Annotated in this window: 26 protein-coding genes; 14 read left to right on the forward strand and 12 right to left on the reverse strand. The window is 42.7% G+C overall.

Features of this window, described 5'->3' with window-relative positions:
- Positions 1-15 precede the first annotated feature (15 nt).
- The 4 genes from INP83_RS01760 (at position 16) to INP83_RS01775 (ending at position 3,590) form a co-directional block, all read left to right on the forward strand.
- Positions 16-1,080 carry a cell wall metabolism sensor histidine kinase WalK gene (locus INP83_RS01760; RefSeq protein WP_146273340.1) on the forward strand — a complete coding sequence of 355 codons (1,065 nt, stop codon included), beginning with the start codon at positions 16-18 and terminating at the stop codon, positions 1,078-1,080.
- 51 nt (positions 1,081-1,131) lie between these two features.
- Positions 1,132-1,782 (forward strand): DUF47 domain-containing protein, encoded by a 651-nt coding sequence (locus tag INP83_RS01765; protein WP_146273341.1) that lies wholly within the window; start codon positions 1,132-1,134, stop codon positions 1,780-1,782.
- Positions 1,783-1,786: 4 nt separating this feature from the next.
- On the forward strand, positions 1,787-2,794 hold the full coding sequence (locus INP83_RS01770; protein WP_146273342.1) for an inorganic phosphate transporter: 1,008 nt from the start codon (positions 1,787-1,789) through the stop codon (positions 2,792-2,794).
- Between the two features lie 73 nt (positions 2,795-2,867).
- Entirely contained in the window at positions 2,868-3,590 is a 723-nt protein-coding gene (locus INP83_RS01775; protein WP_219126078.1) for a DUF4197 domain-containing protein, read from the forward strand.
- Between the two features lie 229 nt (positions 3,591-3,819).
- On the opposite strand, the gene pyrH is transcribed toward INP83_RS01775, so the two are convergent.
- From pyrH to INP83_RS01815, 8 genes are all read right to left on the reverse strand, one after another.
- Positions 3,820-4,524 carry a UMP kinase gene (pyrH, locus tag INP83_RS01780; protein WP_146273344.1) on the reverse strand — a complete coding sequence of 235 codons (705 nt, stop codon included), beginning with the start codon at positions 4,522-4,524 and terminating at the stop codon, positions 3,820-3,822.
- 50 nt (positions 4,525-4,574) lie between these two features.
- Entirely contained in the window at positions 4,575-5,696 is a 1,122-nt protein-coding gene (nagA, locus tag INP83_RS01785) for an N-acetylglucosamine-6-phosphate deacetylase (protein ID WP_219126079.1), read from the reverse strand.
- 153 nt (positions 5,697-5,849) lie between these two features.
- On the reverse strand, positions 5,850-6,701 hold the full coding sequence (tsf, locus tag INP83_RS01790) for a translation elongation factor Ts (RefSeq protein ID WP_146273346.1): 852 nt from the start codon (positions 6,699-6,701) through the stop codon (positions 5,850-5,852).
- 93 nt (positions 6,702-6,794) lie between these two features.
- Positions 6,795-7,631: a 30S ribosomal protein S2 gene (gene rpsB, locus INP83_RS01795; RefSeq protein ID WP_146273347.1), complete on the reverse strand. Its 837-nt coding sequence runs from the start codon at positions 7,629-7,631 to the stop codon at positions 6,795-6,797.
- Between the two features lie 21 nt (positions 7,632-7,652).
- Positions 7,653-8,039: a 30S ribosomal protein S9 gene (rpsI, locus tag INP83_RS01800; RefSeq protein ID WP_146273348.1), complete on the reverse strand. Its 387-nt coding sequence runs from the start codon at positions 8,037-8,039 to the stop codon at positions 7,653-7,655.
- Between the two features lie 29 nt (positions 8,040-8,068).
- A complete protein-coding gene (gene rplM / locus INP83_RS01805; RefSeq protein ID WP_146273349.1) occupies positions 8,069-8,506 on the reverse strand; it encodes a 50S ribosomal protein L13 in 438 nt (145 codons plus the stop codon).
- A 132-nt stretch (positions 8,507-8,638) separates the two neighbouring features.
- A complete protein-coding gene (locus tag INP83_RS01810; protein ID WP_219126080.1) occupies positions 8,639-9,199 on the reverse strand; it encodes a hypothetical protein in 561 nt (186 codons plus the stop codon).
- Positions 9,200-9,202: 3 nt separating this feature from the next.
- The gene (locus tag INP83_RS01815) at positions 9,203-10,222 is read right to left on the reverse strand and encodes an aldo/keto reductase (protein ID WP_219126081.1); all 1,020 of its coding nucleotides are present in this window, start codon (positions 10,220-10,222) and stop codon (positions 9,203-9,205) included.
- A gap of 115 nt (positions 10,223-10,337) precedes the next feature.
- On the opposite strand from INP83_RS01815, the gene INP83_RS01820 reads away from it, so the two are divergent.
- A complete protein-coding gene (locus INP83_RS01820) occupies positions 10,338-10,664 on the forward strand; it encodes a hypothetical protein (protein ID WP_219126082.1) in 327 nt (108 codons plus the stop codon).
- Between the two features lie 297 nt (positions 10,665-10,961).
- On the opposite strand, the gene INP83_RS01825 is transcribed toward INP83_RS01820, so the two are convergent.
- Together INP83_RS01825 and INP83_RS01830 are read right to left on the reverse strand one after the other, a co-directional pair.
- Positions 10,962-11,942, reverse strand: coding sequence for an acyl-ACP desaturase (locus INP83_RS01825; protein ID WP_146273353.1), 981 nt, complete (start codon positions 11,940-11,942; stop codon positions 10,962-10,964).
- 40 nt (positions 11,943-11,982) lie between these two features.
- The gene (locus INP83_RS01830) at positions 11,983-13,128 is read right to left on the reverse strand and encodes a glycoside hydrolase family 5 protein (protein ID WP_219126083.1); all 1,146 of its coding nucleotides are present in this window, start codon (positions 13,126-13,128) and stop codon (positions 11,983-11,985) included.
- 45 nt (positions 13,129-13,173) lie between these two features.
- Here INP83_RS01830 and INP83_RS01835 point away from each other — a divergent pair, with 45 nt between their 5' ends.
- The 9 genes from INP83_RS01835 to INP83_RS01875 all read left to right on the forward strand — a co-directional run bounded on the left by INP83_RS01835 (position 13,174) and on the right by INP83_RS01875 (position 24,113).
- Positions 13,174-14,523 (forward strand): sensor histidine kinase KdpD, encoded by a 1,350-nt coding sequence (locus INP83_RS01835; protein WP_146273355.1) that lies wholly within the window; start codon positions 13,174-13,176, stop codon positions 14,521-14,523.
- Between the two features lie 36 nt (positions 14,524-14,559).
- Entirely contained in the window at positions 14,560-16,653 is a 2,094-nt protein-coding gene (locus INP83_RS01840) for a cellulose biosynthesis cyclic di-GMP-binding regulatory protein BcsB (protein ID WP_219126084.1), read from the forward strand.
- An 85-nt stretch (positions 16,654-16,738) separates the two neighbouring features.
- On the forward strand, positions 16,739-18,586 hold the full coding sequence (locus tag INP83_RS01845; protein WP_219126085.1) for a glycosyltransferase: 1,848 nt from the start codon (positions 16,739-16,741) through the stop codon (positions 18,584-18,586).
- 1 nt (position 18,587) lies between these two features.
- The gene (locus INP83_RS01850) at positions 18,588-20,186 is read left to right on the forward strand and encodes a hypothetical protein (RefSeq protein ID WP_219126086.1); all 1,599 of its coding nucleotides are present in this window, start codon (positions 18,588-18,590) and stop codon (positions 20,184-20,186) included.
- 458 nt (positions 20,187-20,644) lie between these two features.
- Positions 20,645-21,184, forward strand: a complete 540-nt coding sequence (locus tag INP83_RS01855) for an ATP-binding protein (RefSeq protein WP_219126087.1) — start codon at positions 20,645-20,647, stop codon at positions 21,182-21,184.
- A 5-nt stretch (positions 21,185-21,189) separates the two neighbouring features.
- Entirely contained in the window at positions 21,190-22,245 is a 1,056-nt protein-coding gene (locus tag INP83_RS01860) for a hypothetical protein (RefSeq protein ID WP_219126088.1), read from the forward strand.
- Positions 22,242-22,652, forward strand: a complete 411-nt coding sequence (locus tag INP83_RS01865; protein WP_219126089.1) for a PIN domain-containing protein — start codon at positions 22,242-22,244, stop codon at positions 22,650-22,652. The genes INP83_RS01860 and INP83_RS01865 overlap by 4 nt, the downstream gene beginning before the upstream one ends.
- Positions 22,653-22,990: 338 nt before the next feature.
- Entirely contained in the window at positions 22,991-23,755 is a 765-nt protein-coding gene (locus INP83_RS01870) for an EVE domain-containing protein (protein WP_219126090.1), read from the forward strand.
- The gene (locus INP83_RS01875; RefSeq protein WP_219126091.1) at positions 23,733-24,113 is read left to right on the forward strand and encodes an ASCH domain-containing protein; all 381 of its coding nucleotides are present in this window, start codon (positions 23,733-23,735) and stop codon (positions 24,111-24,113) included. Before INP83_RS01870 ends, INP83_RS01875 begins: the two co-directional genes overlap by 23 nt.
- 82 nt (positions 24,114-24,195) lie before the next feature.
- Here INP83_RS01875 and INP83_RS01880 read toward each other — a convergent pair whose 3' ends face one another.
- Together INP83_RS01880 and INP83_RS01885 are read right to left on the reverse strand one after the other, a co-directional pair.
- Entirely contained in the window at positions 24,196-25,266 is a 1,071-nt protein-coding gene (locus tag INP83_RS01880) for an AAA family ATPase (RefSeq protein ID WP_219126092.1), read from the reverse strand.
- Positions 25,267-25,505: 239 nt separating this feature from the next.
- Positions 25,506-26,630: an alpha/beta hydrolase gene (locus INP83_RS01885; RefSeq protein ID WP_219126093.1), complete on the reverse strand. Its 1,125-nt coding sequence runs from the start codon at positions 26,628-26,630 to the stop codon at positions 25,506-25,508.
- Positions 26,631-26,697: the final 67 nt, after the last annotated feature.

Here is a 26,697-nt window from a genome sequence, read left to right on the forward strand (position 1 = left end):
AGTAACTTTAAAGCTATGAAATTGCGCGTTCTCATTTTGATAAACGCTGCCGCAGTTGCCATCACCTTATCGGCAGTAAATTATTATTTTCAGCACAAATGGTATGATATGATGATAACCTTCCTGGTTACATTCATTACCAGCTATTTGGTGTTTTATTACCTGATAGAGAAATACATCTACTCAAAAATAAAGATCATTTATAAGCTTATACACAACCTTAAGCTTGGCCGCGACCTGCGCGACGCCCTCGGCGAACACATCAGCGCCGACCCTATTAACGACGTTGAGAAAGAGGTTAAAGAATGGGCCCGTTTAAAGAAAAGTGAGATCGACGAATTGAAAAAACAGGAGAAGTTCCGCCGCGATTTCCTTTCCAATATCTCACATGAGTTTAAAACGCCACTATTTGCTATACAGGGTTATATAGAGGCTTTACAGGATGATGGCTTTGAAGACCCGGAAATGGCGACTCAATTTTTAGAAAAAGCATCCAAGAACGTAGACCGCCTGAGTTATCTGATCAATGACCTGGATGAGATCTCGAAACTGGAAAGCGGTGAGATACCTATCAACTACACCAAATTTAAGATCAACGACCTGATCAAAGAGGTTTTTGAATCGCTGGAGCTGAAGAGCAAGCAGCACAATATTAAATTAACGTTTAAACAAAAATACGACGACCCGATATTTGTAAACGCCGACCGTGAGAAAATACGGCAGGTTTTGGTGAACCTTATTGATAACTCGTTTAAGTACGGCAAAGAGGGCGGCAACACGGCAGTGAGCCTTTTTACCCTGCATGACCAGGTATTGATAGAAGTTACTGACGATGGAATAGGCATTGAAGAAAAGTACCTGCCACGCTTATTTGAGCGTTTTTTCCGTACGGATAGCAGCCGCTCAAGGCAAATTGGCGGTTCCGGTTTGGGTTTAGCCATTGTTAAGCATATTATTGAGGCACATCAGCAAACCATCAGCGTACGCAGTACTGAAACGCTGGGCTCTACATTTGGGTTTACACTGGAAATGGCGAAACAAACTTTACCTTTCCCCAATATACCAGTGTTAAAAAGTTAACATTAACTTAACATACTTAACGTACCTTTACTGAAATTTTAAGAAGTAAAAATGTCACTTAACAGTATTTTCCAGTACTTTGTACCAAAGGACAAAAAAACCTTTTTCCCCTTATTTGAACAGGCAGCAAGCAACGTGGTGGCAATGTCTACCGTTTTGGTTGAGGCGGTTAACTCAAATAACCCTGCTACCCGCGAAGAGCTTTTCAGGCAGATAGATAAACTGGAGAACAAAGGCGATGAGCTAACTCACCAGGTTTATCTTGAATTAGGAAAAAACTTTATTACCCCTTTTGATCGCGAGGACATCCATACCCTGGCCACTGCCATTGATGATATTGCAGATTACATACACGGTGCTGCCAACCGCATGAACCTGTATAAAATTGACGATTACAACGAGCACATCAAAAAACTTTCTGAATTGATACTACAGGCAGCAAACGATCTTGAAAAAGCAGTTCGTGAGCTTAAAGACCTGCGTAATGTGCGTGCCATAGCCGATTCTTGTATCCGCATTAACAGCGTAGAGAACCAGGCCGATTATGTATTTGACCGTGCCGTTGCAGACCTGTTCCTGTATGAAACAGATGCTATCCGTTTAATAAAATACAAGGAGATACTTTCTGCGTTAGAAACCGCTACCGATATGTGCGAGGATGCTGCTAACGTAATGGAATCAATATTAATCAAAAACGCGTAAGCTAATGGTTACTACCCTACTTGTTGCTGTAGTTGTACTTGCGCTTTTATTTGATTACACCAACGGTTTTCACGATGCGGCCAACTCTATTGCAACCATCGTATCAACAAAGGTGCTAACACCTTTCCAGGCGGTGTTACTTGCCGCAGTATTTAACTTTGCAGCGTATTTTTTTATTAAAGACCATAAGGTAGCAAACACGGTTGCCAAAACCGTGCATGAGGAGTTTATAACGCTTCACGTGGTACTTGCGGGCCTTATAGCAGCCATCAGCTGGAACCTGATCACCTGGTGGTTTGGTATACCTTCCAGTTCGTCGCACACACTAATTGGCGGGTTTGCGGGTGCAGGTATTACCAACGCACTGTTTTTAGGTAAACATGCTTTTGAAGCCATCAACTCACACTACGTATTAACCATTATCGCCTACATTGTACTGGCACCCTTTATAGGTTTGTTTATAGCGTATGTGATCACCATTATCATATTGCACATTTGTAAAAGGGCAAAACCTGCTGCTGCCGAGCGTTGGTTTAAACGCTTGCAATTGATATCAGCAGCCGCCTTAAGCTTTGCACATGGTACCAATGACGCGCAAAAGGTAATGGGTATTTTATACGTAAGCCTTATTGCTGCCAAAGTTATTGGCAGCGGTGCAGAAATGCCGGACTGGATCCCGTTGGCTTGTTACTCTGCTATATCTTTAGGTACCATGTCTGGCGGTTGGAAGATCGTAAAAACCATGGGTTCTAAGATCACCAAAATAACGCCGCTTGAAGGGGTTGCTGCGGAGTCGGCCGGTGCAGTTACCCTTTTTATTACCGAGCACTTTGCTATACCGGTATCAACAACGCACACCATTACCGGTTCAATTATTGGTGTTGGGTTAACCAAGCGTGTATCAGCCGTACGTTGGGGCGTAACCATTAACTTGGTTTGGGCATGGATAATTACCATCCCGGTATCAGCGCTTATTGCCGGTTTGGTTTTCTGCCTGGTAAGGCATATTTAAACGCACACACTCAAATTAAACATAGCTGATTGCTGCCCCTTGTTGGCAGCAATTTTGCTTTTATACCATCACCATGAAAAAAATCCTTTTACTTATCCCTTTCCTTTTTGCAGGCCTTAGCAGTTGCGATACCCTTAACCAGGTTGCACAAACTACTATACAGCAATATGGCAACCCTTCCCAGTTAGAAATGAGCAACGGCCTAAAGCAGGCCCTTGAAATAGGTACTGCCCAAAGTGCTGATCAGCTATCTGCCGTTGATGGTTTCTTTAAAAATGCAGCGGTGAAGATCCTGTTTCCGCCGGAGGCGCAAAAAGTTGAAAGTACCTTACGCAGCATAGGTTTAGGCAAACTGGCCGATAACGTTATCCTGTCGCTTAACCGTGCCGCAGAAGATGCCGCATCGCAGGCTAAGCCCATCTTTGTAAACGCCATTAAACAGATGACCATACAGGATGTAACCAACATCTTGTTAGGCCAGCAGGATGCCGCTACACAATACTTCAGGCGCACTACAACCGCGCAACTGGCAGCTAATTTCAGGCCGGTTATCCAAACCAGTTTAAACAAAGTAGGCGCTACCAAATATTACGGTGATGCAGCTGCTGCCTACAACAGGATACCGCTGGTTACCAAGATAAACCCAAACATTACTGATTACGTTACCCAAAAGGCTATCGATGGCCTTTTTGTAGTTATTGCCAAGGAAGAGTTAAATATCCGCCAAAACATCTCTGCACGCACCACGCCGTTGCTGCAAAAGGTATTTGGGTACTATGATAGGAATAAACGATAGGCGATTTGTTACGGTGAGCCTGTCGAACCGCTCTTGAACGGTAGGTCTTCGACAAGCTCAGACTGACAATTGAACGTTACTGTGAGGATCCGATGCATATCGAGAGACGGGACAATCTCGTCGAATGTTTATAAACGAGAAGATATTGTCACGCTACGCTCGCAATGACGGGAGTATAAACAAGAAAGCCTCTGTAATACAGAGGCTTTCTTGTTGTGTATTTTAGCAACTACTTCACCAAAGTACCGATCGGGTTACCTTCGGCTATTTTCATAAAGTTGCCTTCTTTATTCATGTCAAATACGATGATAGGCAATTTGTTTTCCTGGCAAAGGGTAATGGCGGTCATGTCCATCACGTTTAAGCCTTTATCGTAAACTTCCTGGAAGCTTATCTCATCAAAACGTGTAGCTGTCGGGTCTTTCTCCGGGTCGGCGGTGTATATGCCATCAACGCGGGTTCCTTTCAGTACCACATCGGCTTTGATCTCGATAGCGCGAAGCGAAGCTGCTGTATCTGTAGTAAAATAAGGGTTACCTGTACCGGCACCAAATATTACTATCTTACCGCACTCCAGGTGGTGCATTGCACGGCGGCGGATGTAGGGCTCGCAGATCTGCTCCATTTTTATGGCCGATTGCAGGCGTGTTTCAACACCAATGCTTTCTAAAGCATTTTGCAGCGCCATACAATTGATAACCGTGGCAAGCATACCCATGTAATCGGCTTGCGCACGCTCCATTCCGGATTTTTCAGCACTTAGTCCGCGGAAGATGTTGCCACCGCCAACTACAATTGCTATCTCAATTCCCTGATCTTTTACGGCTTTAATGTCCTGCGCGTATTGCAGAACCTGCTTGTTATCAATACCATACTGGCGCTCACCCATAAGTGATTCGCCGCTAAGCTTTAGAAGGACTCTATTGTATCTCATTTAAATGGAAGATTTGCCAAAAATAGATAATTAATGGTATTGTTAAAATTTTATGTGTTAATGGTTAAGTATTTACCTTGAAGGATAGTTGCAAGTGCTTTAAAATCAGCATCAAAAACTACCAGATCGGCATCAAAACCCGCGCGGATGATTCCTTTAGTTTCTTTTTTAGCTAACTGCGCCGGATAAAGCGAAGCCATATTTACTGCCTCTGCCAAACCGATTCCCACTTTCTCCACGCAGTTCTGTACGGCCTTCAGCATGGTAAGGCTGGAGCCTGATAAAGTGCCATCGGGCATTACGTATTTATCTCCCTCCAGGCGGTGCTGGTAAGCACCTTCCGTAGCGGCAGTAACAGCATCGGTTATCAGGAATAGCTTATCGCCCAGTTCGCGCTTTGCCAGTCGTATCATAGGCCAGTCTACATGGTTACCGTCAGCAACTATGCTGGTATACGGGCGTTCCTCAAAAATAGCGGGGATATAGCCCGGTTCGCGATGGTGCATCTGCGGCATTGCATTGAACAAATGCGTTACCGCCGGGATAGGTTTGTTTAAGAAACCTTTTCCTTGCTCATAAGTAGCGTTACTATGGCCGGATGATATTATAATGCCTTGTTCGTGCAGGTAGTCTATCATTTCCTCGTCCTGCAACTCCGGCGCTATCGTTATCATGGTGATCACACCTTCTGCCCGCTCTATCCAGCCCTTAACCTCTGCCAAAGTTGCTTTCTTGATATATTTTTCAGGATGTGCACCCCGCTTTGCAGCGTTTAGATATGGCCCCTCGAGGTGTACGCCCCAAAAGTTGCCGCGTGCTTTGCTGCGGTATGCCTTTGCGGCATCTATACCCGCCTCTACAATATCATTAGTATTTGTACCGATAGTAGCAAAGAAACCTGTGGTGCCCTGGTTAAACAGGTCATCTTCCATTCGTAACAGCGCCGCTTCTTCCGGCTTGCCGGCAAAAAGTTTACCGCCGCTTCCATAGATCTGCAGATCAATAAAACCGGGTGCAAGGTAAGCGCAATTCAGATCTTGCTTTGAAGCATCAGCAGGGATGGCCTGCTCATCTATAATAGCCTTTATCTTGCTGCCCTCGATAAGGACAGCCTTGCCTGCGGTAACGGTACCGTTGGTGATGAGTTGAAGATTGTGAAGTGCTGTGATCATGGGTAGATAGCCCCCTCTAAATCTCCCCCGTTAGGGGAGACTTTTGTTTTTAATTGTGAATGTCCCTTTTACAACAAAGCCCTCCCTACCGGGGAGGGTTGGGTGGGGCAAACAAAAAAAATCCCCCTCGGTAAGCCGAGGGGGATAATATGATTAAGCTCCTAAAGCAACTCGCTTAAATGCGGTAACAGTAAGGCCTTTTTCAACAGTATCAAGGAACTGGCTAACATTCTTAGAAGAATCTTTAACAAATTCCTGGTTTAATAAAGTTGAGTCTTTGTAGAACTTGTTCAGTTTACCCGCAGCAATTTTCTCAACCATTTCTTCCGGTTTACCTTCTGCACGGATCTGATCTTTAGCGATAGCCAACTCACGCTCAATAGTAGTTGAGTCAACACCGTCTTTATCAACAGCAACCGGGCTCATTGCAGCAATTTGCATTGCAACATCTTTACCGGCTTCATCAACACCATTAGCGTTTTTGTTTAATGCTACCAATACAGCTAAACGGAAGTTACCGTGGATGTAAGCAACAACTTTTTCGCCTTCTAAAACCTCGTATTTAGATACACCGATCTTCTCGCCGATCTTGCCTGTTTTGTCAACAGTAGCATCACCAATTTTAACACGGGCGTTCTCAACATCAATTTCTAAAGCGTTAAGCTCTTCAAGTGATTTTGGGTTACCTTGTACAGCAGCGTTAGCTATCTCGTTACCAAAAGCAACAAATTCAGCGTTTTTAGCTACGAAATCGGTTTCGCAGTTAAGCTCGATGATAACACCACGTTTGCCATCTTCTGAAGTACGCGCAATAACAACACCTTCGTTTGACTCACGGTCCTGGCGGCTTGCAGCAACTTTAGCGCCTTTTTTTCTTAAGTAATCAATTGCAGCTTCAAAATCACCGTTGGTTTCAGTTAAAGCTTTTTTGCAATCCATCATACCTGCACCGGTTTGCTGGCGCAGTTTATTTACGTCTGATGCAGAAATTTGTACTGTAGACATTTTATTTTATGTTAAATGTTATAAAGTTGAAAGGTTACAAGGTTGAAACATTAAAACATTCCAACCTTGCAACCTTACAACATTAAATAAATATTACTCTTCTGTAGATTCAGCAGTTGGAGTACCGGCCTCAGCTTCTTCGGCTACTCTTTTTGCGCCACGGCCACCTGAAGTTGTTTCAGGAGCGTCAGCTTTCGCTTTAGCAGCAGCTGCTTCTTTTTCAGTTTCGTCTTCTTTTTCGCGTTTGCGCTCATCCAAACCTTCTTCGATAGCTTTGATGATGATACCGGTGATCAATGAAATTGATTTTGTAGCGTCATCGTTAGCCGGGATAGGGAAGTCGATGTTAGATGGGTCAGAGTTAGTATCAACCATCGCAAAAGTTGGGATGTTAAGCTTTAAAGCTTCAGATACTGCAATGTGCTCTTTCTTAACGTCGATCAAGAATAATGCTGCAGGTAAACGGTTCAAATCAGCGATACCACCTAAAAGGGTCTCTAATTTAATACGCTCACGTTGTATCATTAAACGCTCTTTCTTAGAAAGGATAGCGTAAGTACCGTCTTTGGTCAATTTATCGATGTTTGACATCTTTTTGATCGACTTGCGTACGGTTGCAAAGTTAGTTAACATACCACCTAGCCAACGCTCGGTTACGAACGGCATGTTCACGCTCTTAGCTTGTTCGGCAACAATATCCTTAGCTTGTTTTTTAGTAGCTACGAATAATACTTTGCGGCCTGATTTTACTATTTGTTTGATAGCAGCAGCGGCTTCTTCAACCTTTGCTAATGTTTTATTTAAATCGATAATGTGGATACCGTTACGCTCCATGAAAATGTACTGAGACATTTTCGGATCCCATTTGCGGGTAAGGTGACCAAAGTGTACACCTGCATCCAGTAAATCCTGATATGTTGTTCTTGCCATTGTTTGTTTCCTCCTTTGAAATTAACGTTTACTGAATTGGAATTTTCTACGAGCTTTTCTACGACCTGGTTTCTTACGCTCAACCATACGGTCATCACGTGTCATTAAACCTTTAGCGCGCAGAGCTGGCTTTTTCTCAGCATCCAGTTCAACAATGGCTTTAGCGATAGCTAAACGAACGGCTTCTGCCTGTCCTTTTACACCACCACCTGCTACGTTTACAACAACATCAAATTTACCAGTTGAGCCAGAAACTTCTGTAGACTGGGTAACGATGTATTGTAAAGGCAATGTAGGGAAGTACTCTTTGTAATCTTTACCGTTAACGGTAATGGCACCGTTGCCCTCGCTTAAGTAGATGCGGGCAACAGCTGTTTTTCTTCTGCCTGAAGTGTTAGTTGTTGGCATTGTGTTTTTTCTCCTTTGAAAATAAAAAGTTAAACGGTTTTAGGATTTTGAGCTGCGTGTGGATGCTCGGCACCAGCGTAAACATGCAGGTTGCCATAGATAGCACGGCCCAAACGGTTTTTAGGTAACATACCACGAACTGCTTTTTCAATTACACGTTCCGGATGTTTTGCCATTAACTCCTTAGGAGAAATGAAACGCTGACCACCTGGGTAACCAGTGTAAGAAACGTATTGCTTGGTAGCAAATTTGTCTCCGGTCAGTTTTACCTTGTCTGCATTAATAACGATAACGTTATCACCGCAGTCTACGTTCGGGGTGAACCCTGGCTTATGTTTACCTCTGATCATCATAGCGATCTTAGTACACAAGCGCCCCAAAATCTCATTGTTTGCATCAACAACAACCCATTCTTTATTAACGGTTTTCTTGTTGGCTGAGACAGTTTTGTAACTTAACGTATTCACTTGCTTTAAATTAAATAATTAAACGTTTTTGTAAACCCCGCATTTTCGGGACTGCAAAGATACGCTTAATTGTTTAATTTACAAGTGGGTTGTAATTTATTTTGGAGGGACGGTATAACCTTACTCAACCAACTACATTTGCTTGATGAGCTTATTAATTTCAGTCATATTGGGATAAACAACACCAACAATTATATCTTCCCGAACCGGACTGTAATTTTTATTACCCATACTGAACCAGACAAGCCCTTCTCCTTCCTGTGTTAAATAAACAAGTCTTTCCTTTGCCGAAGACCCAATTATATAAGTGCGAAACTTAAAATCTTCCCTAACGGATATCTTGGGTTTAACAATTTGCGGATCTTTTTTAATCGTATCGATGTATACCTCTTTATTTGCTAAAAGCGTATCTACATACGATATACTTTCTATTTGATAGAGATATTGTTTGGCTTTGCTATTATACCATCTACTAATCACGTGGTTATTAATTTTGCGCTTGGAAAACTTATAACCATTTAAATCAAGAGAAGCGTATCGATCAAAAGCCCTAAGTTTTATTATGGCATCCCTCTCCAAATACACGCCATGATCTTTTAGTCTTCTCCTGTCATTTTTCAAGTCATTCTTCAGAGCAAGTTTATCAACGCCGAAGAATATTATCATGAACCATATCAGTGATATTCTTGCCATACTCTACCGCTTCTCCACCTTATCATAAAACCCGCCGAACGAATTCATCTTCACGGCATCTTCATTAAAGAAATCGCCGGGGAAGCCTAATTCTATTTTGCTGGCTTCGTCGAGTTTGGCAATGTGCTGTTCCGTGAGAGTTACATCTACGGTTTTAAGGTTATCTTTAAGCTGGTCAACTTTGGTGGCACCTACAATTGGGATGCATTGAAAACCTTTACTCATGGTCCATTGCAGCGCAACGTGGCTTTCTGATACGCCTAACTCCTGTGCTATTTCCATTACCACACGGGTTATTTTTTCGGCCTGATCGTTAAGGCGTTTGCTGTCGGGTTTAATGCGTCCTTTTTCGCCTTTAAGGTACTTGCCAGTCAGCGCACCGCCGGCAAGTGGTGCCCATGGTGTAACCGTCATACCGAAGTGTTTGGCCATTGGGATGAGTTCGCGCTCGGCAGTGCGTGCAAGCAGACTATATTCTACCTGTAAAGCAATAAACTGACTCCATCCCATCAGTTCGGCGAGGGTGTTGCCCTTTGCCACTACCCATGCTGGTGTGTCGCTTATGGCGGCGTAATTTACCTTTCCCTGTCTTATCAGGTCGTCCATACCACGCAGCACCTCGTCAATAGGTGTAATATCATCCCAAATGTGCAGGTAAAGCACATCTATAAAATCGGTTTTTAAACGTTTAAGGCTTTCCTCAACGCTGCGCATCATGTTTTTGCGGTTGTTGCCGCTGGCGTTAACATTGGTTTGGTTATCCTTAAGGGTATATTTTGTAGCAACCACAAAGTGGTCGCGATCGTGGTTGCTCAGGTAATCGCCTATGATCTTTTCGCTGGTGCCTAATTTGTAAATATTGGCTGTGTCCAGGAAATTGCCACCTGCTTCGGCATAGGCATCCATTATTTTAAAACTGGTATCAGCATCCGCGCCCCAGCCTCCCTCGGTGCCAAAGCCCATGGTGCCTAAACAAAGTTCGGATACTTTAAGGCCCGAGCGGCCCAGCAATTTGTATTTCATAGCATTAGTATTTATAAGTTAACGGCATCGCAAAGCTGCTGTTTTAAAACTTTAAATAAAAGGTGCCTTAAACAATCACGGCTGGCCGCTTGTAACTAATAAAACGCATGAACAAATGAAGACCATCACCCTGCATAAACCGATAGCAATAGAAAAGCTGTATAACCATATTAAAGACCAGCTTAACCCGCTGTTTCGTAAACAGCGCCAAAGCGATCTGGAATTTCTGGTTGAAAACACGCCTGAAGGCATCAAGATTCTCCAGCCGGAGTTTTACGACGGCCCTTTATACACCATTGCCGTGCAGGATGATGAGCTATGGATAACCCGCAACGAAAATTATGTTGATGATGTAAATTCAGTAACCATTGAATCTATCCTCAATTTGCTTTTTGATGATATCTCAGGGAAATTAGGGACAGACCTGGTGGAGGAAGGGTAATATTGGGTAGCTCCTACGGAGCAAATAAATACCGCTGATTGATTTGCTACAAAGCGGCGGCTCCTACGGAGCAAAAACAAAACTGTAAACTAATACAGGACGATCGTTAAGCAAGGTAAGTTTTAATATGTCCCATCGGGGCTACCGCTTCGTAGAACCGCTAAATAGAAGTCGTGTGCCTTTTTATAGGCTACCATGAAAGAAGAAGCGAGATCCATGACACAATAAAGCCCTCTTTGCTAACAAAGAGGGCTTTACAATATCTATGATAACTTCAGACTAAAGACTCAAGACTTATTATCCGTCTATCCAGCTGAACTTATATTCCAGCATTGGGTTTTTCATACGTTCGGCAACGCGTAATAACCTGTCCGGCAAGGCCATAATGTAATCGCGGGCTTTTTCACCGTCTTCTTTAAGGTCGGTAACGCTGGCAATGTGCCAATCTGTTATCAGCTCTTTAAGTATATCAACATAATCAATAGCGGTGTAAACGCCCAAACGTTGTGCTGCATCGGTAAAGTGGCCAAAGGTTTGGCCTATTTTTAAACCTACTTCTCTAAGGAAGTGAGCCGGCATTACAATCTTCTTGCGCATCATATCCTCAAAGGCCAGCATGGCTTCGTTGGCATCAACCTCAAAAGTACGCTCAATAAAATATTTATAGGCTTTGGCATGGCGTGCTTCGTCACTGGCTATTACACCACACATTTTTGATAACAAGGTATCGCCTGCCTTTTTAGCATGAGATGCCACCCTGCGGTGAGATACGTTGGTTGCCAATTCCTGGAAAGATGTGTAGATGAAGTTACGATATGGATCGTGCCCGGTGCCAATATCAAAACCATCAGCAATTAAGTACTGGGTTGATACCTCCATGGCGCGCATATTAACGCGGCCGCTCAAATAAAGGTATTTGTTCAGCAGGTCACCGTGGCGGTTTTCTTCGGCAGTCCAGTGGCGGGTCCATTTCATCCAACCACCTTCTTCGTCATCGCTAACCCCTTCAACCATGGTTAACCACGATTCGTAAGTAGGCAAAGCTTCTTCGGTGATGGTATCACCAATTAACACAGCAACCAGATCATATGACAGGCCTTGCGCACTTTCCTGCAATTCTTTTATTTCGCTAAAAAAAGTCTCACGCGATGCATCAGGCAAAAAGTCTGATGGCTGCCAAATGGTATCGATGGGCTTTAAGTACTCGTTCATCTTTTCAAGCATGAACTTTTCTATATGCTTCATCACCTCGCGTCGTTTTTCTTCGAAAAATTTCATAAATACTTATTGGTGTGCAAAGGTACGTAATTTACCCTATTTATTTAGAACCATTATAACCTATTGCTTGTTTCATACAATCGGGTAAATTTTCTAAAGATGGCTCACCGTTAAAGATACTAAAGTTGCTGTTATAATCCCATAAAAGCCCCGGTATACCCATCGCCTTAAGGTTTTGCCGTACCGCTTTTATGTACCGACAACGGCTGTCCAGGTCGGCATATTTGTTATAAACACCATACTCTCCGCAAATTATAGGCACATAATATTTATCGGCCCAGTTTTTTGCTATTTGCAGTTTATCATGTATGGCCTGTTCATTACCATCCTTTAAGTATTGGTTATAGTTTGTTTCGCCCCAGGTACCGGCAACCCTGGGGTTCATGGGCGGGTAAGTTGATGCATTGTAAGGGAAAGGTATGCCGGTGGTGGCCATTTGCGCCCCAACCCAATCTGCCCCCTGGTGCGTAAACAGGAAAGGCTCGTAAAAATGAAAGGTGTAAATAATATTTTCATCGGCCAGGCGCTCCATGCGGCTCAATTCATATATACTGTTAAAGTTTGATGCTCCAATAATAAGCGTACGCCGCTTATCTACCTTGCGTATAGCGGTTACTATGTTATAAGCGGCATCATGCCACACTTTGGGGTCCATGTGGGGCGGCTCATTATAAAGCTCAAAGAAAACCTTATCCGGATCTTCGCGTATAAAATGTGTTGCTATTTTTAACCAAAGGTCAATTATTTTTGGTGTTTCGGTTGAATAGTTATTATCTGTAAGTTTACCGTAGTGAAAATCTATGATGAGGTTAAAGCCGTATTTCTTGCATTGTTCCAAAACTTCATCAATGTGTGCAAATACTTTCTCATTTGGTACGCCTGCATCTTTAAAGTATTCAAAAGCCACAGGCAGCCTTATGGTTTTGATGTTTAATTTTCTTAAAAGTTCAAAACCGGAGGTTTTAAGTGGGTTTTCATCCCAAACCTTGGCGTTCCAGGTTTGTTCAAACCATGATATACTTATGCCATTGTTAAGGCTGCCGGCACGCCTAAACGCTATCTGCCGCGTGCTTTGGGGCATTGGTTTGTTTTTTGCAATAACTGGGGTCGTACTTATCACAGTTAAAAATAAAGTGCCGGCCAATACTACGTTTGGGATGGTATTTTTACATGATTTGATTTTCACACTTTCTTAATAGTTATTAGGATAGATATACAAATAAGCTTGCAAATGTTTGTACAAATTACGAAAGAAGAGTATAAAAAAGAGATACAAAAAAAAGCCTGGTATCAAACCAACAACATCATCTGGACGATCATCTTCCTATACCCGATCTTCAGCGTTGTTGATTACATATTTGCACCAAATATCTGGCTTCAGTTTTTTATAGTCCGTATCATTTCCATATTGATCATTTATGGATTGTATACCTGGTTCCAGTTAAGAAAGTACAATTACCGCACGCTGCTGCATATTTGCTTTTTTATACTTTCGGCCACATGCGCGGTTCTTTGTAATGTGGTAAGCATCCAACAATCAACTACTTATTATTTGATATACGCAGTAGTTATACTGTTTTTTAACCTGCAGGTTTTTTGGGAACCTATCAACTCTATAGCTCAGGGATTAATAGCCCTTTTACTGCTTGCTGTTTTTTACAACATTTTTAGTGAGTACACGCTTGAGCTTGTTATCAACAACGGCGGCTCCATGTTCTTTATTATCGCCTTTTTATCGTGCCTTATTCCCAACGCACGCTACAAGGTAATTGTTCGCGAGGTTCGCTCTCAACTGCTTATCGAAAAATCAAACGAGCAGCTTAAAGATCAGAACCAGAACATCAACGAAAAAAACAACATCATCGATCGCCAATACGAACAACTCCGCAAGCTCGACGATCAGAAAAACAACTTCATCAACATTGCCGGCCACGATCTTAAGAACCTTATCGGACAGGTTATTATGAGCAATAACCTGCTTAAAGACGAGGATTACCGCTTAAGCAACGATCAGAAAGAATATATCCACTTTATATCAGAGGCCTCTGAAAAGATGCAGTATATGCTTAACAAACTAATGGATGTTAAGGAGATAGAGTCGCCTGATATGAAGTTTAACATGGAGATATTTGATATTAATCACGAGGTTACCCATGTGTTTAAGGGTTTGCAGGAAACTGCTAACATGAAGAACATTCACCTGGTTGATAATATTTTGAAACTGCCCTTAAATGTTAAGCTTGATAAGGTTTTTGTGGGCCAGGTATTCCAAAATCTTTTATCAAATGCCATTAAGTTTTCGCAAACCAATAACAGCATCCGCGTGGTTACCAGCCTGCAACGCCAAAAATTTGTTTTTGAGATAATTGACGAAGGCGTACCTATTGGCCAGGATGAACTGGACATGATGTTCAATAAATTAAAAACCCTTAACGATGCATCCGGCGGGCCGGGCGAAAGCAGGCTGGGTTTAGGCTTATCAATAGCTAAACTGATGACGCAGGAGCTTGGCGGCGAACTCACTTACCGCAGCAACGATAACGGAAACTATTTTAGAGTAGAATTTTACGTAATAAACTAATACACGCTTATAATCTGTAACTAACGCTATAATCTGATGAAAAGAATTTTCACCCTTTTAGCCTTCATCCTTACTACCACTTTTGCTTTTGGGCAAGCTCAAAAAATGATCTCGTTCAAAGCCATGGGGCATGATGATGATACCCCCATCTTTGGTATGAGTGGTGCGGTGTCATTTTACTTTAAGATCACCCCTCAATATGAAATGACCGGCAGCAAGCTTACCCTTTTTATTGAAGCTTCGCAGGCCCTAATACGCGAAAAATCTTACATCAACTTATTTATTGGCACTAAGCCGGTTTACAGCGGCCGTTTAACTAAGGATTCTATCCAGCGCATTCAGCTTAATCTGAGCCGTGCGGATGTGCCTGCCGATAACTACTTAAAGATACAGGTTAAAACTGCGTTGACCATTACAGATGACCAGTGCCGCGACCTTGATAACCCTGCAATGTGGGTTAAGGTGAAGAACTACTCTTACCTGTCGCTTACCAAAAGCACCAAGAATTTCTTTAACAATGTAAACATCAGCAACTGTTTTGATACCAAAACTGCGGTTGTTTACAATACCAACCCTACCCTGCATGATCTTAAGGCGGTGGCATGGGCTTATGCTCGTTTAAAGAAAACCCAGCAAAGAAATATCGGTGTTTACCAGGTAGACCAGCTGCCTGATAGCGTGAGGAACTACATTATGGTTGGTGCGGTTAATACTTTACCGGCAGCAAAACGCAGCCTGATAAAAGTTACCCCGCAAAGCAGCCAGGGTTTACTATACCTTAACAAATCGGTTTCAACCATTACGGATACCATCACCAATATGGTGAACATCAACGGTAAGTTTGTGCCAACCCGTTCTGTTGCGCAGGAAACCGTACCATCGGAAGTGTTGTTTGTAACCGGTGGCGATGATGCAGGTTACGAGAAAACCATTACCGCCCTGGGTAACATGAACGTGCTTAACTCAACCTTTGGCGATTATTTGCTGATAAACAAAGCACAAAATACCTTCTTTAAAACCATCGACGAAAACCGCTCTAAACTAACTTTAAAGCAAATTGGCGGTACCAGCGATTTCCTTTCAGGTATCGGTTCGTTAAAAAGCTCATTCAATTTCAAAAACTCCGATTTCAGCTTTACACCAAAAGAGGTTGAGATACGTGTAGTAGCTAACTACAGCAGCTTAAACCCCGGCGACCGCGGTTTCTTCAACATCTATTTAAATGGTCTGTTGATAAGCAGCGAAAAGCTTGATGCATCAGGTAAGTTAAATACAGCTGTTACCATTAACAGGTATCAGCACCACAAATACAATACGCTGGAGTGCGAGTTCCGTTTTTACCCTAACAGTGGTAACTGTAAAAACAGCTTCACCAACTTCTTTGCCGAAATTGACGTTGACAAATCATACCTGGAATCGAAAAACCCGTTCATCACCAGCGACCTGAGCTTCTACCAGTATCCGGAAGCATTCAACCGCGGTACAACCCGCATTGTGGTATCGAAACCATATGCACGTTACGCTGCAGGTGCCATGGGCGAGATCATCTATGAGTTGAACAACAATATCAACGCTAATAACTTCCCTGAGTTTTCTTACTCTGACGAGTTAGCTTCAAACGATCTTAAAAAGAACAACATCATCGCCCTTTTATCAAAGGATGACGAGATGTTCAAAAACGGTGAATTCCCTGATGCGCCTATCAAATTTGACAAGAACTTCAGGTTATACAATACAGATAACAACTCGGTGGTGTACTCACTGTCTGATACCACATCAAACGGTTTGGCGCAGATCTTCTACGGCCGCAGCAATAATGCTACGCTGGTGTTAACTGCAACCGGTAAACATTTGGCAGAGGCGTTCCTGGCGGCATCAAAATCTATTACCGAGCAGTTGTCAACCCTTTCAAGTAACGTTTGTATCTCTGATGTTAACAACAACAAATACCTGTTCAACATCAATAAATCAAGCGATAACCTGGAGTATATTGATACCAAGAGCGCTTTAACCCGTTTCTGGGATAATTACAACCTGTATATCCTGTTGGGTATCCTGGTGTTGATCCTGTTATCGTTCCTGTACATACGTTCGAGGGTACAAAAATCACAGGAGTTATTTAACGACTAATTTCTCTCAATTGCGGGGATATGAACAGCAGCAACAAATGCTGCTGTTCATAAGGTTTAAATTTTTTTGACAGAGAAACTTATTCATGAGTATATCCATTCCTGATCTATTGGTTAACGACGGCTTTTTAACCGCTGCCGAGCGCGATGGCATCCTTGCCTACGCCGAGGAGTCGGGCTTGTCGTTTATCAAAATTGCGCTCACTTCGGGGTATATCTCACGCAAAAATTACGACCGCTCCCTTATCAACGCCGGCTTCACCATCAATGAACATCCGCGCGAAGAAGCCTACGATCAGGAGATCCTAAATAAAATAGATCTGCCCTTTGCTCACGAGCGCATGGCCCTGCCCCTGCGCGTGGAGAACGGCAAAGTGGTTACCCTGATGGCCGCGCCAGACGACCAGCTGGTACTCGATTTCATCCGCTTCACCTATGATATGGAGGCCGAGGTGGTACTAACATCAGACCTTGATATTACCTGGCTAAGCAACAAACTACTTGGCGAACCTTACGTAAAGGCATCTGTGTTTGAGCTGGTAAAGCGCGACCCGGACAGCTCGGCGGTAATTACTTTTTCCACTGCGCAACTTATTGTAATTTTTGTGCTGATAGCTTTAACGGCTATCGGGCTGGTGCTTAGCTTTAAGAATACATCCATCATTATCAACGTGCTCATCAGTTCATTCTTTTTGGTGGCAATTATATTTAAGCTGTTTTTGGCACTGGTAGGCTCAAGGTTTGAGTTGCACCAGGCCGTAACCCGCGAAGACCTGCGCCATGTTGATGACGACGGCCTGCCTATCTACACCATCCTGCTGCCGGTGTACAAGGAAGATAAGCTGATCAAAAAACTGATCTGGAATCTGCAATCAATAGATTATCCGCGCCACAAGCTGGATGTAAAGCTGCTGATAGAGGAAGACGATGATAAAACCTTCAACGCGGTAAAAAACCTTGATTTCCCTGCGATATTTGAGGTGATTGTAGTGCCCTTCCACATGCCTAAGACCAAACCCAAGGCATGTAACTACGGACTGCACTTTGCGCGCGGCAAATACCTCACCATTTACGATGCGGAGGATATCCCCGATACCGACCAGCTGAAGAAAGTGGTAACGCTGTTTAACAAACTGCCTGAGGAATACATCTGCATACAAAGTGCCTTAAACTACTTTAACCGTAACGAGAACTTTCTCACCCGTATGTTTACCCTCGAGTATTCGTACTGGTTTGATTATATGCTGCCCGGGCTGGATACGCTTGATATCCCCATCCCGTTAGGTGGTACCAGTAACCACTTTAAACTGCAGGAACTGGTTGACCTTGGCGCCTGGGACCCATTTAACGTAACCGAAGATGCCGACCTGGGTGTGCGCGCTTATGCAAAGGGCCACAAAATAGCCATCATCAACTCCACCACTTACGAGGAAGCCAACAACGAACCCATTAACTGGATCCGCCAGCGCAGCCGCTGGATAAAAGGCTACATGCAAACCTACCTGGTACACATGCGTAACCCGGCCAACCTGGTGCGCGAGATAGGCTGGAAAGGTTTCCTGGGCTTCAACTTCTTTATCGGGGCAACCCCAATAACCTTTTTGGTTTACCCGCTGCTGCTGCTGATATTTATCTGCTACGTGGTGTTCGATCTTTCAACCATCCGCAGTTTGTTTCCTGATTGGGTGCTTTTCATGTCTATCTTTAACCTCATGGTGGGTAATATCCTCATGATCTACGTGAACATGATAGCCGTATTTAAGCGCCGCTATTACGAACTGATATTATTTGCCATCGCCAACCCTATATACTGGTTAATGCACTCCATATCGGCTTACAAAGGCCTTTATCAGCTCATCGTGAAACCATTCTACTGGGAAAAAACAAATCACGGTTTAAGTAAAGTTAACAACCCAACAAACCTTGTAAAATAACATGAAGATATCCGGTGCAGTATATTTAGCTATTATTACACTATTCCTGGTGGTTTACTACCTGGTATGCGCCGTGTATTTAAACAAGCTCGATTACTACAATCTCGAGTCGTTGTTTTATATCGAGAAGGCAAAGATCGTTTTCGAAGGTGTGGGCAACCGCTTAAAAACCATGGGCCTAACGGCACCGCTTATCCCGTTCTATGCTACGTTTTTGTTCACCCCGGTAAGTTATACGCTGGCACCGGTACTGGCATCGGCTGTAGGCACAGCCATATTGTTCTACATTATTGCCAGCAACGTGGTAAAACGCCTGCACGATAATGGTTACGTGCTGCTGCTGCTGGCCCTGTTCCTGTTCCACCCGGGTATCATCTACACGGCAGCATCCGGCAAAAGCATTTATTTAATACTCATCTGCTTTTTCCTGTTCTTCCTTAACCTGTTCAAGTTCTATCGCTCCAATACCACCTTCCACCTGTCTATCGCCAGTTTAAGTTTGGTGGGGTTGATCTTTTGCGATTACAAGTTTGTATGGCTTACGCTGTTCTTTTTACCGCTGATACTCATCATCACCATCAACAGCTTAAACCTAAGCGAGCAGGAATCCATCTTCAGGCTGTTCATGAGCTTCAACAGCCCGTCGTTAAGGCGTAAGCTGGTAAACAAAACCTTTGCACTGTACATCATCATGTTCAGCCTGCCGCTGGTAGCCGTGCTTTGCTACAAGCTGCTTAACCTTACCCACGCCAGTGACCTTAACTACTTTGCCGAAAGCCCGTACGCCACCTGGAACGTGCTGATAGATAAACTGAGCTTTGACCAGCTAACCACCAACACGCAATATAAAATACCCGAAGTTTCGCTGCTGCTATCGGCGCGCGTGCTGCTGTTCGCCCCCATGATACTGGTGGCCGTGTACCTCTTCCGCGAGAGTACCTACCGGGTGCTTACCATACTTATCCCTTTTGCCTTTATCGAGTTTTTGCACATTAAGTACGATAAGGTGTTTTTGGCCTACCAGTACTATCTGATGTTTTTGATACTGGCTTACCTGGCCATTATACTCAAAGCGCAAACCGTAAAAAACCAGGGACTATTTAAACTGGGCCTGCTGGCGCTGGTGCTGGTGCAGCTATACGTTGGCTGGTACTACCTGCGCACATCAAACATTGCCGAAGAGCGCAACTTTACCAAGGTACTGGTTGACCGTACCGAGGACGCTATTGACAGGCAGCACATTGATGTGGCCAACTACCTTAACAGCCTGCCCAGCGATGCGCACGTACTGGTTGATGATGCCATTGCCTACCCCATTGTAGCGTTTACTACTGATATAAAGCCGCTGATTATGCCTTACGAAGGCAGTTTCCTGAGCGCGCTGGAGTCGCCGGATAAGTATGTAGATTACGTGATAGTGGCCAATGCCCGCAATACCGAGGCCGGTTACACGCAGCTGAACAACAAGTACATCACCTTTATCCGCAAAACCATATCAGACCTTAACTTCCGCAAGGTTTACGAAACCGACGACTGGACAGTGTACCGTGTGATCACCAACGCCAGCGGCTCCGAATTTGGCCGCATGACAGGCAGGTAAATTCAATATTTTTTCAGTAAACCTCATTGCTGTGCTTTGTAGGAGCCGGTAGCCCCGCTATGCACTCATACGCCTGCAGGCCTTACGCTCGAAAGCCGGTATCCGTTGCTATCGGGTTTATTACACCCAAGTCATGCCTAATTTACTTCGGCATCCCACAAGCAGAGCCATAGCAAGTAGGCTCCTGAAACCAGTTCAAGACGACGAGTAAGCCAACTTATAATTAAGTCATGGTGAGCCCCGTCGAACCATTTGTCGCATTGATAAGTCTTCGACAAGCTTAGACTAACAATCTTCTCGACGAATGAAGCACACGTGGCACGCGTGCGCCAGCGAGGGGGGCGGCATCCGCTGCTATCGGGCTTAGAGAATTTTAAGAACCACGTATAACTACCTGTTTTTGAAATAAATGGGGCTAATATTTCTATTTAGATATATATTTAGATAAAAGTATTAATATGTTCAATAATATTGCTTTTGTTGGCGGAATTCATGGTGTAGGCAAAAGCACTATGTGTAAAAGAATATGTGCAGATCTTAATATTAATTACCTCTCCGCTAGCGATGTCTTACAGTGGGCAAACATTAAATTAAATCACAAAGATAAGAAGGTTGATGATATTGGCTTAACGCAAGATCGGCTAATAAACGGCTTAAGAGATGTAATTGATTTGGATGAGTATTATTTATTAGATGGACATTTTTGTTTATTAAATAAAAACAACGAAATTTTTAATATTCCGATAGAAACTTTTAAAGCTATAGACCCCACGTCATTAACTGTGGTTATCGGGGTCATCGAAGATATAAAGGATAGATTAGAAACCAGAGACAAAATACAGTATTCAATTTCGTTGTTACAAGACATGCAAAATAGCGAAGTTGAACATGCTACAACGTTATCAAAGTTGCTGAAGAAACCCATCACAATAGGTTCTCAAAATGATTACCTATCGATGTTAACCGCTATTAAAGTAAGTTTAAAAGGCAAGTTGTAAATTTCATGAAAAATACCTTTTATGTATGCAGTGATCAGAATCTTGAAATTAAGAGATTTCATATTTGCTCTTGGGAGTTTAAAACAGCCCTCTCTCTATTAGAATTTGGCTGTGAAATCGATAGCGCTTCGGTAAATGCAATTCCTGGCGATAATTTAAACCTTAGTTTATATATACCCTTGTTAGATAAAGATTCAAAAGTAATCGATCTATATAAACAGCTAAGTGATTCTGAAAACAGTAGGTTTATATTTAACGACTCTATAAATGGCAGTGACTTTCTAGATAACGGAACGAACAAAGCAGGTGTTGTACATAAATTTCAAGATCGAGAGCCGCTATGTATTTTACCTATCAAACCCCCTCTTCTATCAGAAAATAAAATAGAAATTCATGTTGATTTAAAACTGTATAAGTCTCATGACTATGGAAATATAAACGTGTATTTCAGATTTTGCATTAATCTCAAAGATTTATATATATCGACAAGGAAACCTGGTATTAACAAATCAACCATTATTTATGATATAAAAATTAACGAAAAAAGAAATATCCCTGCAGATCAATTAAACGAATTCAGACTTAAGAACTTTTGTATTATACATAGTTGTTTCTGTTTTAATATCCTTCCGAGCAGTTATGATATGACATTCCCGGATGAATCTTTAAAAAATGTAAGAACTCTTGAATATCCTTCTTTTAATCATTACCTAGGTGGAATCATAGACATTCCCAAAGATGAACTAATGGTTGTTTTTAATAAAAAGTCAACAGGTTTTACGTTTTTTTCAATATACACTCAAGAAAGAATTGGCCCAGCACAATTTGCTGCTGCAGTGTTAATAAACATTGTTTGTGGCATTCTTTTATTTATCCCTTCCTATAGAAAAACGTTTAAACCTGAAATATCTTTAACAGCAATTTGGAATAAATTACCTATTGAAATTTACATCTCTTTTTTGATTGTGATAATTACTGTAGGATGCTTTTTTTGGCCGAACTTGATAGCTTATACAAAACGAGTAGTATTTGATAAATTTAAAAGACATGGAGTTAAATGAAAGCGCTGCTAGACACAAACATTATAATTCATCGAGAAGCAGGCCGAGCTTCGAACCAAGATATAGGCATTTTATTCAAATGGCTCGATAAAGCTCAGTATAAAAAATACATTCATCCAGCTACGATTAAGGAAATAAACAAAAATCCAAATAAATCTACCGTTGAAGCATTTAATATCAAGATGGATAGTTACGAACTAATGCTGACAACTGCTCCAATGGCTCCACAAGTGAAAACTGTTTCAAACAAGTATGATTCGAATGAAAATGATGTAATTGATTCAATTTTATTAAATGAAGTTTATAATGACCGTGTAGATTTGTTAATATCAGAAGATAAAAAATCCATAGGAAAGCATTTGAATTATCTATCGCCGATAAAGTTTATACAATTAATTCATTTTTAGAAAAGATCTATGCTGAAAATCCCGAATTAGTTGAATATAAAATATTAAGCGTTGAGCAAAAATATTTCGGCGAATTAGATTTAACAGACCCTTTTTTGATACACTTAGGGAAGATTATCATGGCTTCAATAGATGGTTCAATAGAAAAGCTGACGAAAGAGCCTACGTAACGTTCAACAAGGAGAACAATAAACTTTTATCTTTTCTTTATATAAAAAAAAGAAGACGAGAGAGAATTGTATTCAGATATAACTCCAATATTCAAACCAAAAAAAAAAAGATTAAAAGTTGGCACATTTAAAGTCGTAAGTAACGGAGTTAGACTTGGCGAGAGGTTTTTGAAAATCATATTTGATAATGCTCTTGCGCAAAAAGTGGAGGAAATTTACGTAACTATATTTGAGACAAGAGATGAGCAACGACGATTAATTACACTATTAGAAGAGTGGGGATTTCAACATTTTGGTTATAAAAGTCCAAGTGGCGAACTGGTATATGTCAGAGACTTCAAACCGCATTTCAATTTAAAAAATTTAAAATCTACTTACCCGTACATTGGATTAGGAAAGAATATTTTTCTGGTGCCAATTTATCCTGAATACCACACGGAGTTGATGCCGGATTCTATATTGCATACGGAATCAAAAGCGAATTTCATCGACCATGAACCTCACAGAAATTCGATAGGTAAAGTATATATATCAAGATCCTGGGAAAAAGATATTAACGCTGGAGATATTATTGTGTTTTATCGAACTGGTGGGTATTATAAAAGTGTTGTAACTACTATTGGAATAATAGACAAAGTTTATTTTAACTTTGAAAATGAAGCAGACTTTGTTAACAAATGTAGAAAAAGAAGTGTTTTTACAGATGAAAAACTAAAGGAATACTGGAATTTCAATAGTAAGAATCGACCATTTTTAGTAAATTTTTTATACGTTTATTCATTCCCTAATCGTATAAATTTAAAAAGACTAATTGAATTAGAAGTCATTAAAGATCTGGAAAATGTGCCGCGAGGATTTCAGAGAATATCAAAAGAAATGCTTATCAAAATAATAAAAGACACAAACAGTGATGAAAGTATTATTATCGATTAAACCAGAATACGCATTTAAAATATTTGACGGAACAAAAAGATTTGAATTCAGAAAAATCAGGTTTAAAAATCCAAATGTTAAAACTGTTGTAGTTTATGCATCATCACCAGTGCAACAGGTCATCGGAGAATTCGAAATTGACGACATCTTAAGCTTTGATCCGAAGAGCATTTGGAACTTAACAAAAAAATATTCTGGTATATCCGAAGATTTCTTTTATAAATATTTTGCAGATCGCGAGATCGCTCACGCAATAAAAATAAAAAGTACGACTATTTATCCTAAGCCACTTTCTATTCGTGATGATTTCAATGCCTTTCCGCCTCAATCTTTCTTGTATTTGAAAGCTGCCGTTTAGTTTAGTCAAAACACGTCTGTGACTTGATATTTCGGATTACAATATGATACCTTTTTCCTTTGGATCGTAAATCCGCAATCAGTTACATCTTCATCAACTTATTCACCATCCCCAAAGAAATACCCAGCTCCTTACTGATCTGCCGCTGGCTGTAACCCCGGGCGGCTAACTCGGGCACCTGGGTTGCCAATGCTTTCTGGTTATAAGTGCGGGAGGAAAGGTGCGGGCGCTCGGGGCTGTGGCCTTCAAAGTCCATCTGCAGAAAGTTGTGGGGCTTTGTAATGCGGCAGAGGCATACGTTATCTCCGCCGTATAGCTGCGCGCTGCTGCGTTGCTTTATCTGCTTAAGGTAGCGCAGGCCGGGTTGAGTAGCGCTTGTACCAATGGCAAAGGCACTATCGGCCAGGTTTATCATCAGCTTGCTGCCCAGCATATCATCGGCCGAGATGGGCGCACAAGGGTTGCGGCGCTTAGGCGTATGGGCCAGCACCAGGATAGAGAGGTTATAGTCGGCCTGCAGCGTTTTCAGTTTCTTCATTAAATTAAGCGCAGCGGTGGCATTCTCCATGCCGGCACGCAGGCAGGTAATATTGTCAATAATGAGTACGGTGGTCTTTAATTCCATCACCCAAAATTCTATGGCATCAATGATCTGCTCTTCCCGGTAATCTATTCCGTTAGCTAACAGGCGCTCGGGCGTAAACTGCGCCCTTAAAAAGTTGTTGTTAAAATTATAGTCGGCACCGGCTTGAGTGTAACGCTTGTAAAACTGCCGGGTTCCCAATTCAAAATCCACGTAAAGCACTTTAGCGGGGTCGGCATCCATGCTAAATGGCGCAATGGGCCGCCCCTCGGCTATGCTGTTGGCAATTTGCACGGCCAGTACCGATTTGCCAACGTTGGTATCAGCAAACAGGATAGCTATTTCGCCCTCGTGCCAAAACTCCCCGAAAAGCATTTTGAGTACCGGTTCCTGTTCGCCCAGGTCCATCCAGCGTTTGCCGGTTGCCGGGTGAAACAGGTAACGGTAAATGGGGTCTTCTTTAGCAGGTTCAGGATCGGGCGGAGGCGTAGGGCAGTAGATCATGCCGCGTGATTCGGCCCGTATCCGGTCGATCTTCTCCGGCCGGCCGGTAGGATAGTAATATTCCATCAAATTAATTTTCTAATACAACATGGCACGGCAGAAACACCGTGCAAACCAAAGCCGCAGAACGCAGCCATGACAAATATACCCAACAAAGCCACAGCAAATGGTGACACAATGCTGTCAGCGTTCACGGGCGTTCACGATGTTCACCAGCGTTCATGCCGTGAACGTGAACACCCACTTTTAGGGTTGTTTGGTTACAAGTGAGTGGAAAAAGTAAGTCAAAGTAAGGCCATACTAAGCTACTTTGGGCCCAAGGCAGCCATAAAGCGCAGCACCGCGTAGGTAGACAGCTGGCCACCCGGCCCATCAATGTTATAATCGAAGCCATGAGTAGCCCAGGGTAGTTTAAGCCAGTAATGCGGCACCCCTGCCCGCTGTAATTTCTCGTTAAGGCGGCGACTGTGCTCGTAAGCCACCAGGGCATCATTAGCCCCATGGATGATAAGCGTAGGCGGCACCGAGCCATCCACAAATGTCAACGGCGAGCTGTTCACATATTGTTGAGGCACTTTGGCATACGTACCACCAAGGTACCGCTCCATCACCTTCCGCGAGTCCATTATCAACTTACTGGACGGTACCGAATAACCCCACACCATATCGGCAGGGCCGTAAAAGTCTATTACCCCTGCAATGTGTTGGTTCTTCAGCGTATACCCTGCCACCAACGCTATCTGCCCCCCCGCCGAACGGCCAAGCAAAACAAACCGGTTGGTATCGATGGAAAGGTCGGCAGCATGGGCACGCAGGTATTTAAGGACATTCTCTACGTCTTCAACAGGTGCCGGGCTTTTCCACCTCGGCGCCATCCGATAATTGATGGACGCCACGTTGTAACCATTGGCAGCCAGGATATTATTAAGCTCAGGCAACTGCTGCGAGTCGCCACTGCTCCATGATCCGCCGTGGATAACGATAACGCAAGGTCGTGGTGCTTTGATCTTACTTGGGTAGAAATCCAGGGTTAGTGCTGTGTCTGCGTAGTTGATGTATGTGCGTGTGGAGTGGCCTATAGGTGGTGTTTTAGAAAAAAGCTTTAACAACGAAAATGGCTTTGCTGCCTCGGAGCTATTTTTAGCAGGAAATGCTTTATCAAGATCCTTTCCCAATTTGTCGGAAATCTGGCTTGCCTGAAAAAGCGGAAGAATAAATATCAGGAAAGCTATGGCACTAATAATACTAACGATGATAAAGCTTTTGCCGCCCCGTTGCCCCGCACCCAACACGACCAACGCCATCAGTGCAAGCACCCAGCAGTACTCGCCGGAAATAACTGCAAGCAGCCAAAGATGATATTCGGGTGCAGGAAACAGAATGAGCAAGGCTGTTAAAAGAAGGAGGAAGCTAAAGATGAATCGGATCATTTTTTGAAGCTAATGGCTGCAATTTAATCAAATTACAATATCCCGACTCCAGCTCTGTAATCTTCGC

It is taken from the genome of Mucilaginibacter sp. 21P (genome assembly GCF_019331605.1).
Taxonomy (GTDB): domain Bacteria; phylum Bacteroidota; class Bacteroidia; order Sphingobacteriales; family Sphingobacteriaceae; genus Mucilaginibacter; species Mucilaginibacter achroorhodeus.

What these genes read in the sequence shown, in the direction of transcription:
- INP83_RS01760 (WP_146273340.1), top strand. Translation starts at nt 16, where the DNA reads ATGAAATTGCGCGTTCTCATTTTGATAAACGCTGCCGCAGTTGCCATC.
- INP83_RS01765 (WP_146273341.1), top strand. Translation starts at nt 1,132, where the DNA reads ATGTCACTTAACAGTATTTTCCAGTACTTTGTACCAAAGGACAAAAAA.
- INP83_RS01770 (WP_146273342.1), top strand. Translation starts at nt 1,787, where the DNA reads ATGGTTACTACCCTACTTGTTGCTGTAGTTGTACTTGCGCTTTTATTT.
- INP83_RS01775 (WP_219126078.1), top strand. Translation starts at nt 2,868, where the DNA reads ATGAAAAAAATCCTTTTACTTATCCCTTTCCTTTTTGCAGGCCTTAGC.
- pyrH (WP_146273344.1), bottom strand. Translation starts at nt 4,524, where the DNA reads ATGAGATACAATAGAGTCCTTCTAAAGCTTAGCGGCGAATCACTTATG.
- nagA (WP_219126079.1), bottom strand. Translation starts at nt 5,696, where the DNA reads ATGATCACAGCACTTCACAATCTTCAACTCATCACCAACGGTACCGTT.
- tsf (WP_146273346.1), bottom strand. Translation starts at nt 6,701, where the DNA reads ATGTCTACAGTACAAATTTCTGCATCAGACGTAAATAAACTGCGCCAG.
- rpsB (WP_146273347.1), bottom strand. Translation starts at nt 7,631, where the DNA reads ATGGCAAGAACAACATATCAGGATTTACTGGATGCAGGTGTACACTTT.
- rpsI (WP_146273348.1), bottom strand. Translation starts at nt 8,039, where the DNA reads ATGCCAACAACTAACACTTCAGGCAGAAGAAAAACAGCTGTTGCCCGC.
- INP83_RS01810 (WP_219126080.1), bottom strand. Translation starts at nt 9,199, where the DNA reads ATGGCAAGAATATCACTGATATGGTTCATGATAATATTCTTCGGCGTT.
- INP83_RS01815 (WP_219126081.1), bottom strand. Translation starts at nt 10,222, where the DNA reads ATGAAATACAAATTGCTGGGCCGCTCGGGCCTTAAAGTATCCGAACTT.
- INP83_RS01820 (WP_219126082.1), top strand. Translation starts at nt 10,338, where the DNA reads ATGAAGACCATCACCCTGCATAAACCGATAGCAATAGAAAAGCTGTAT.
- INP83_RS01825 (WP_146273353.1), bottom strand. Translation starts at nt 11,942, where the DNA reads ATGAAATTTTTCGAAGAAAAACGACGCGAGGTGATGAAGCATATAGAA.
- INP83_RS01835 (WP_146273355.1), top strand. Translation starts at nt 13,174, where the DNA reads ATGTTTGTACAAATTACGAAAGAAGAGTATAAAAAAGAGATACAAAAA.
- INP83_RS01840 (WP_219126084.1), top strand. Translation starts at nt 14,560, where the DNA reads ATGAAAAGAATTTTCACCCTTTTAGCCTTCATCCTTACTACCACTTTT.
- INP83_RS01845 (WP_219126085.1), top strand. Translation starts at nt 16,739, where the DNA reads ATGAGTATATCCATTCCTGATCTATTGGTTAACGACGGCTTTTTAACC.
- INP83_RS01850 (WP_219126086.1), top strand. Translation starts at nt 18,588, where the DNA reads ATGAAGATATCCGGTGCAGTATATTTAGCTATTATTACACTATTCCTG.
- INP83_RS01855 (WP_219126087.1), top strand. Translation starts at nt 20,645, where the DNA reads ATGTTCAATAATATTGCTTTTGTTGGCGGAATTCATGGTGTAGGCAAA.
- INP83_RS01860 (WP_219126088.1), top strand. Translation starts at nt 21,190, where the DNA reads ATGAAAAATACCTTTTATGTATGCAGTGATCAGAATCTTGAAATTAAG.
- INP83_RS01865 (WP_219126089.1), top strand. Translation starts at nt 22,242, where the DNA reads ATGAAAGCGCTGCTAGACACAAACATTATAATTCATCGAGAAGCAGGC.
- INP83_RS01875 (WP_219126091.1), top strand. Translation starts at nt 23,733, where the DNA reads ATGAAAGTATTATTATCGATTAAACCAGAATACGCATTTAAAATATTT.
- INP83_RS01880 (WP_219126092.1), bottom strand. Translation starts at nt 25,266, where the DNA reads ATGGAATATTACTATCCTACCGGCCGGCCGGAGAAGATCGACCGGATA.
- INP83_RS01885 (WP_219126093.1), bottom strand. Translation starts at nt 26,630, where the DNA reads ATGATCCGATTCATCTTTAGCTTCCTCCTTCTTTTAACAGCCTTGCTC.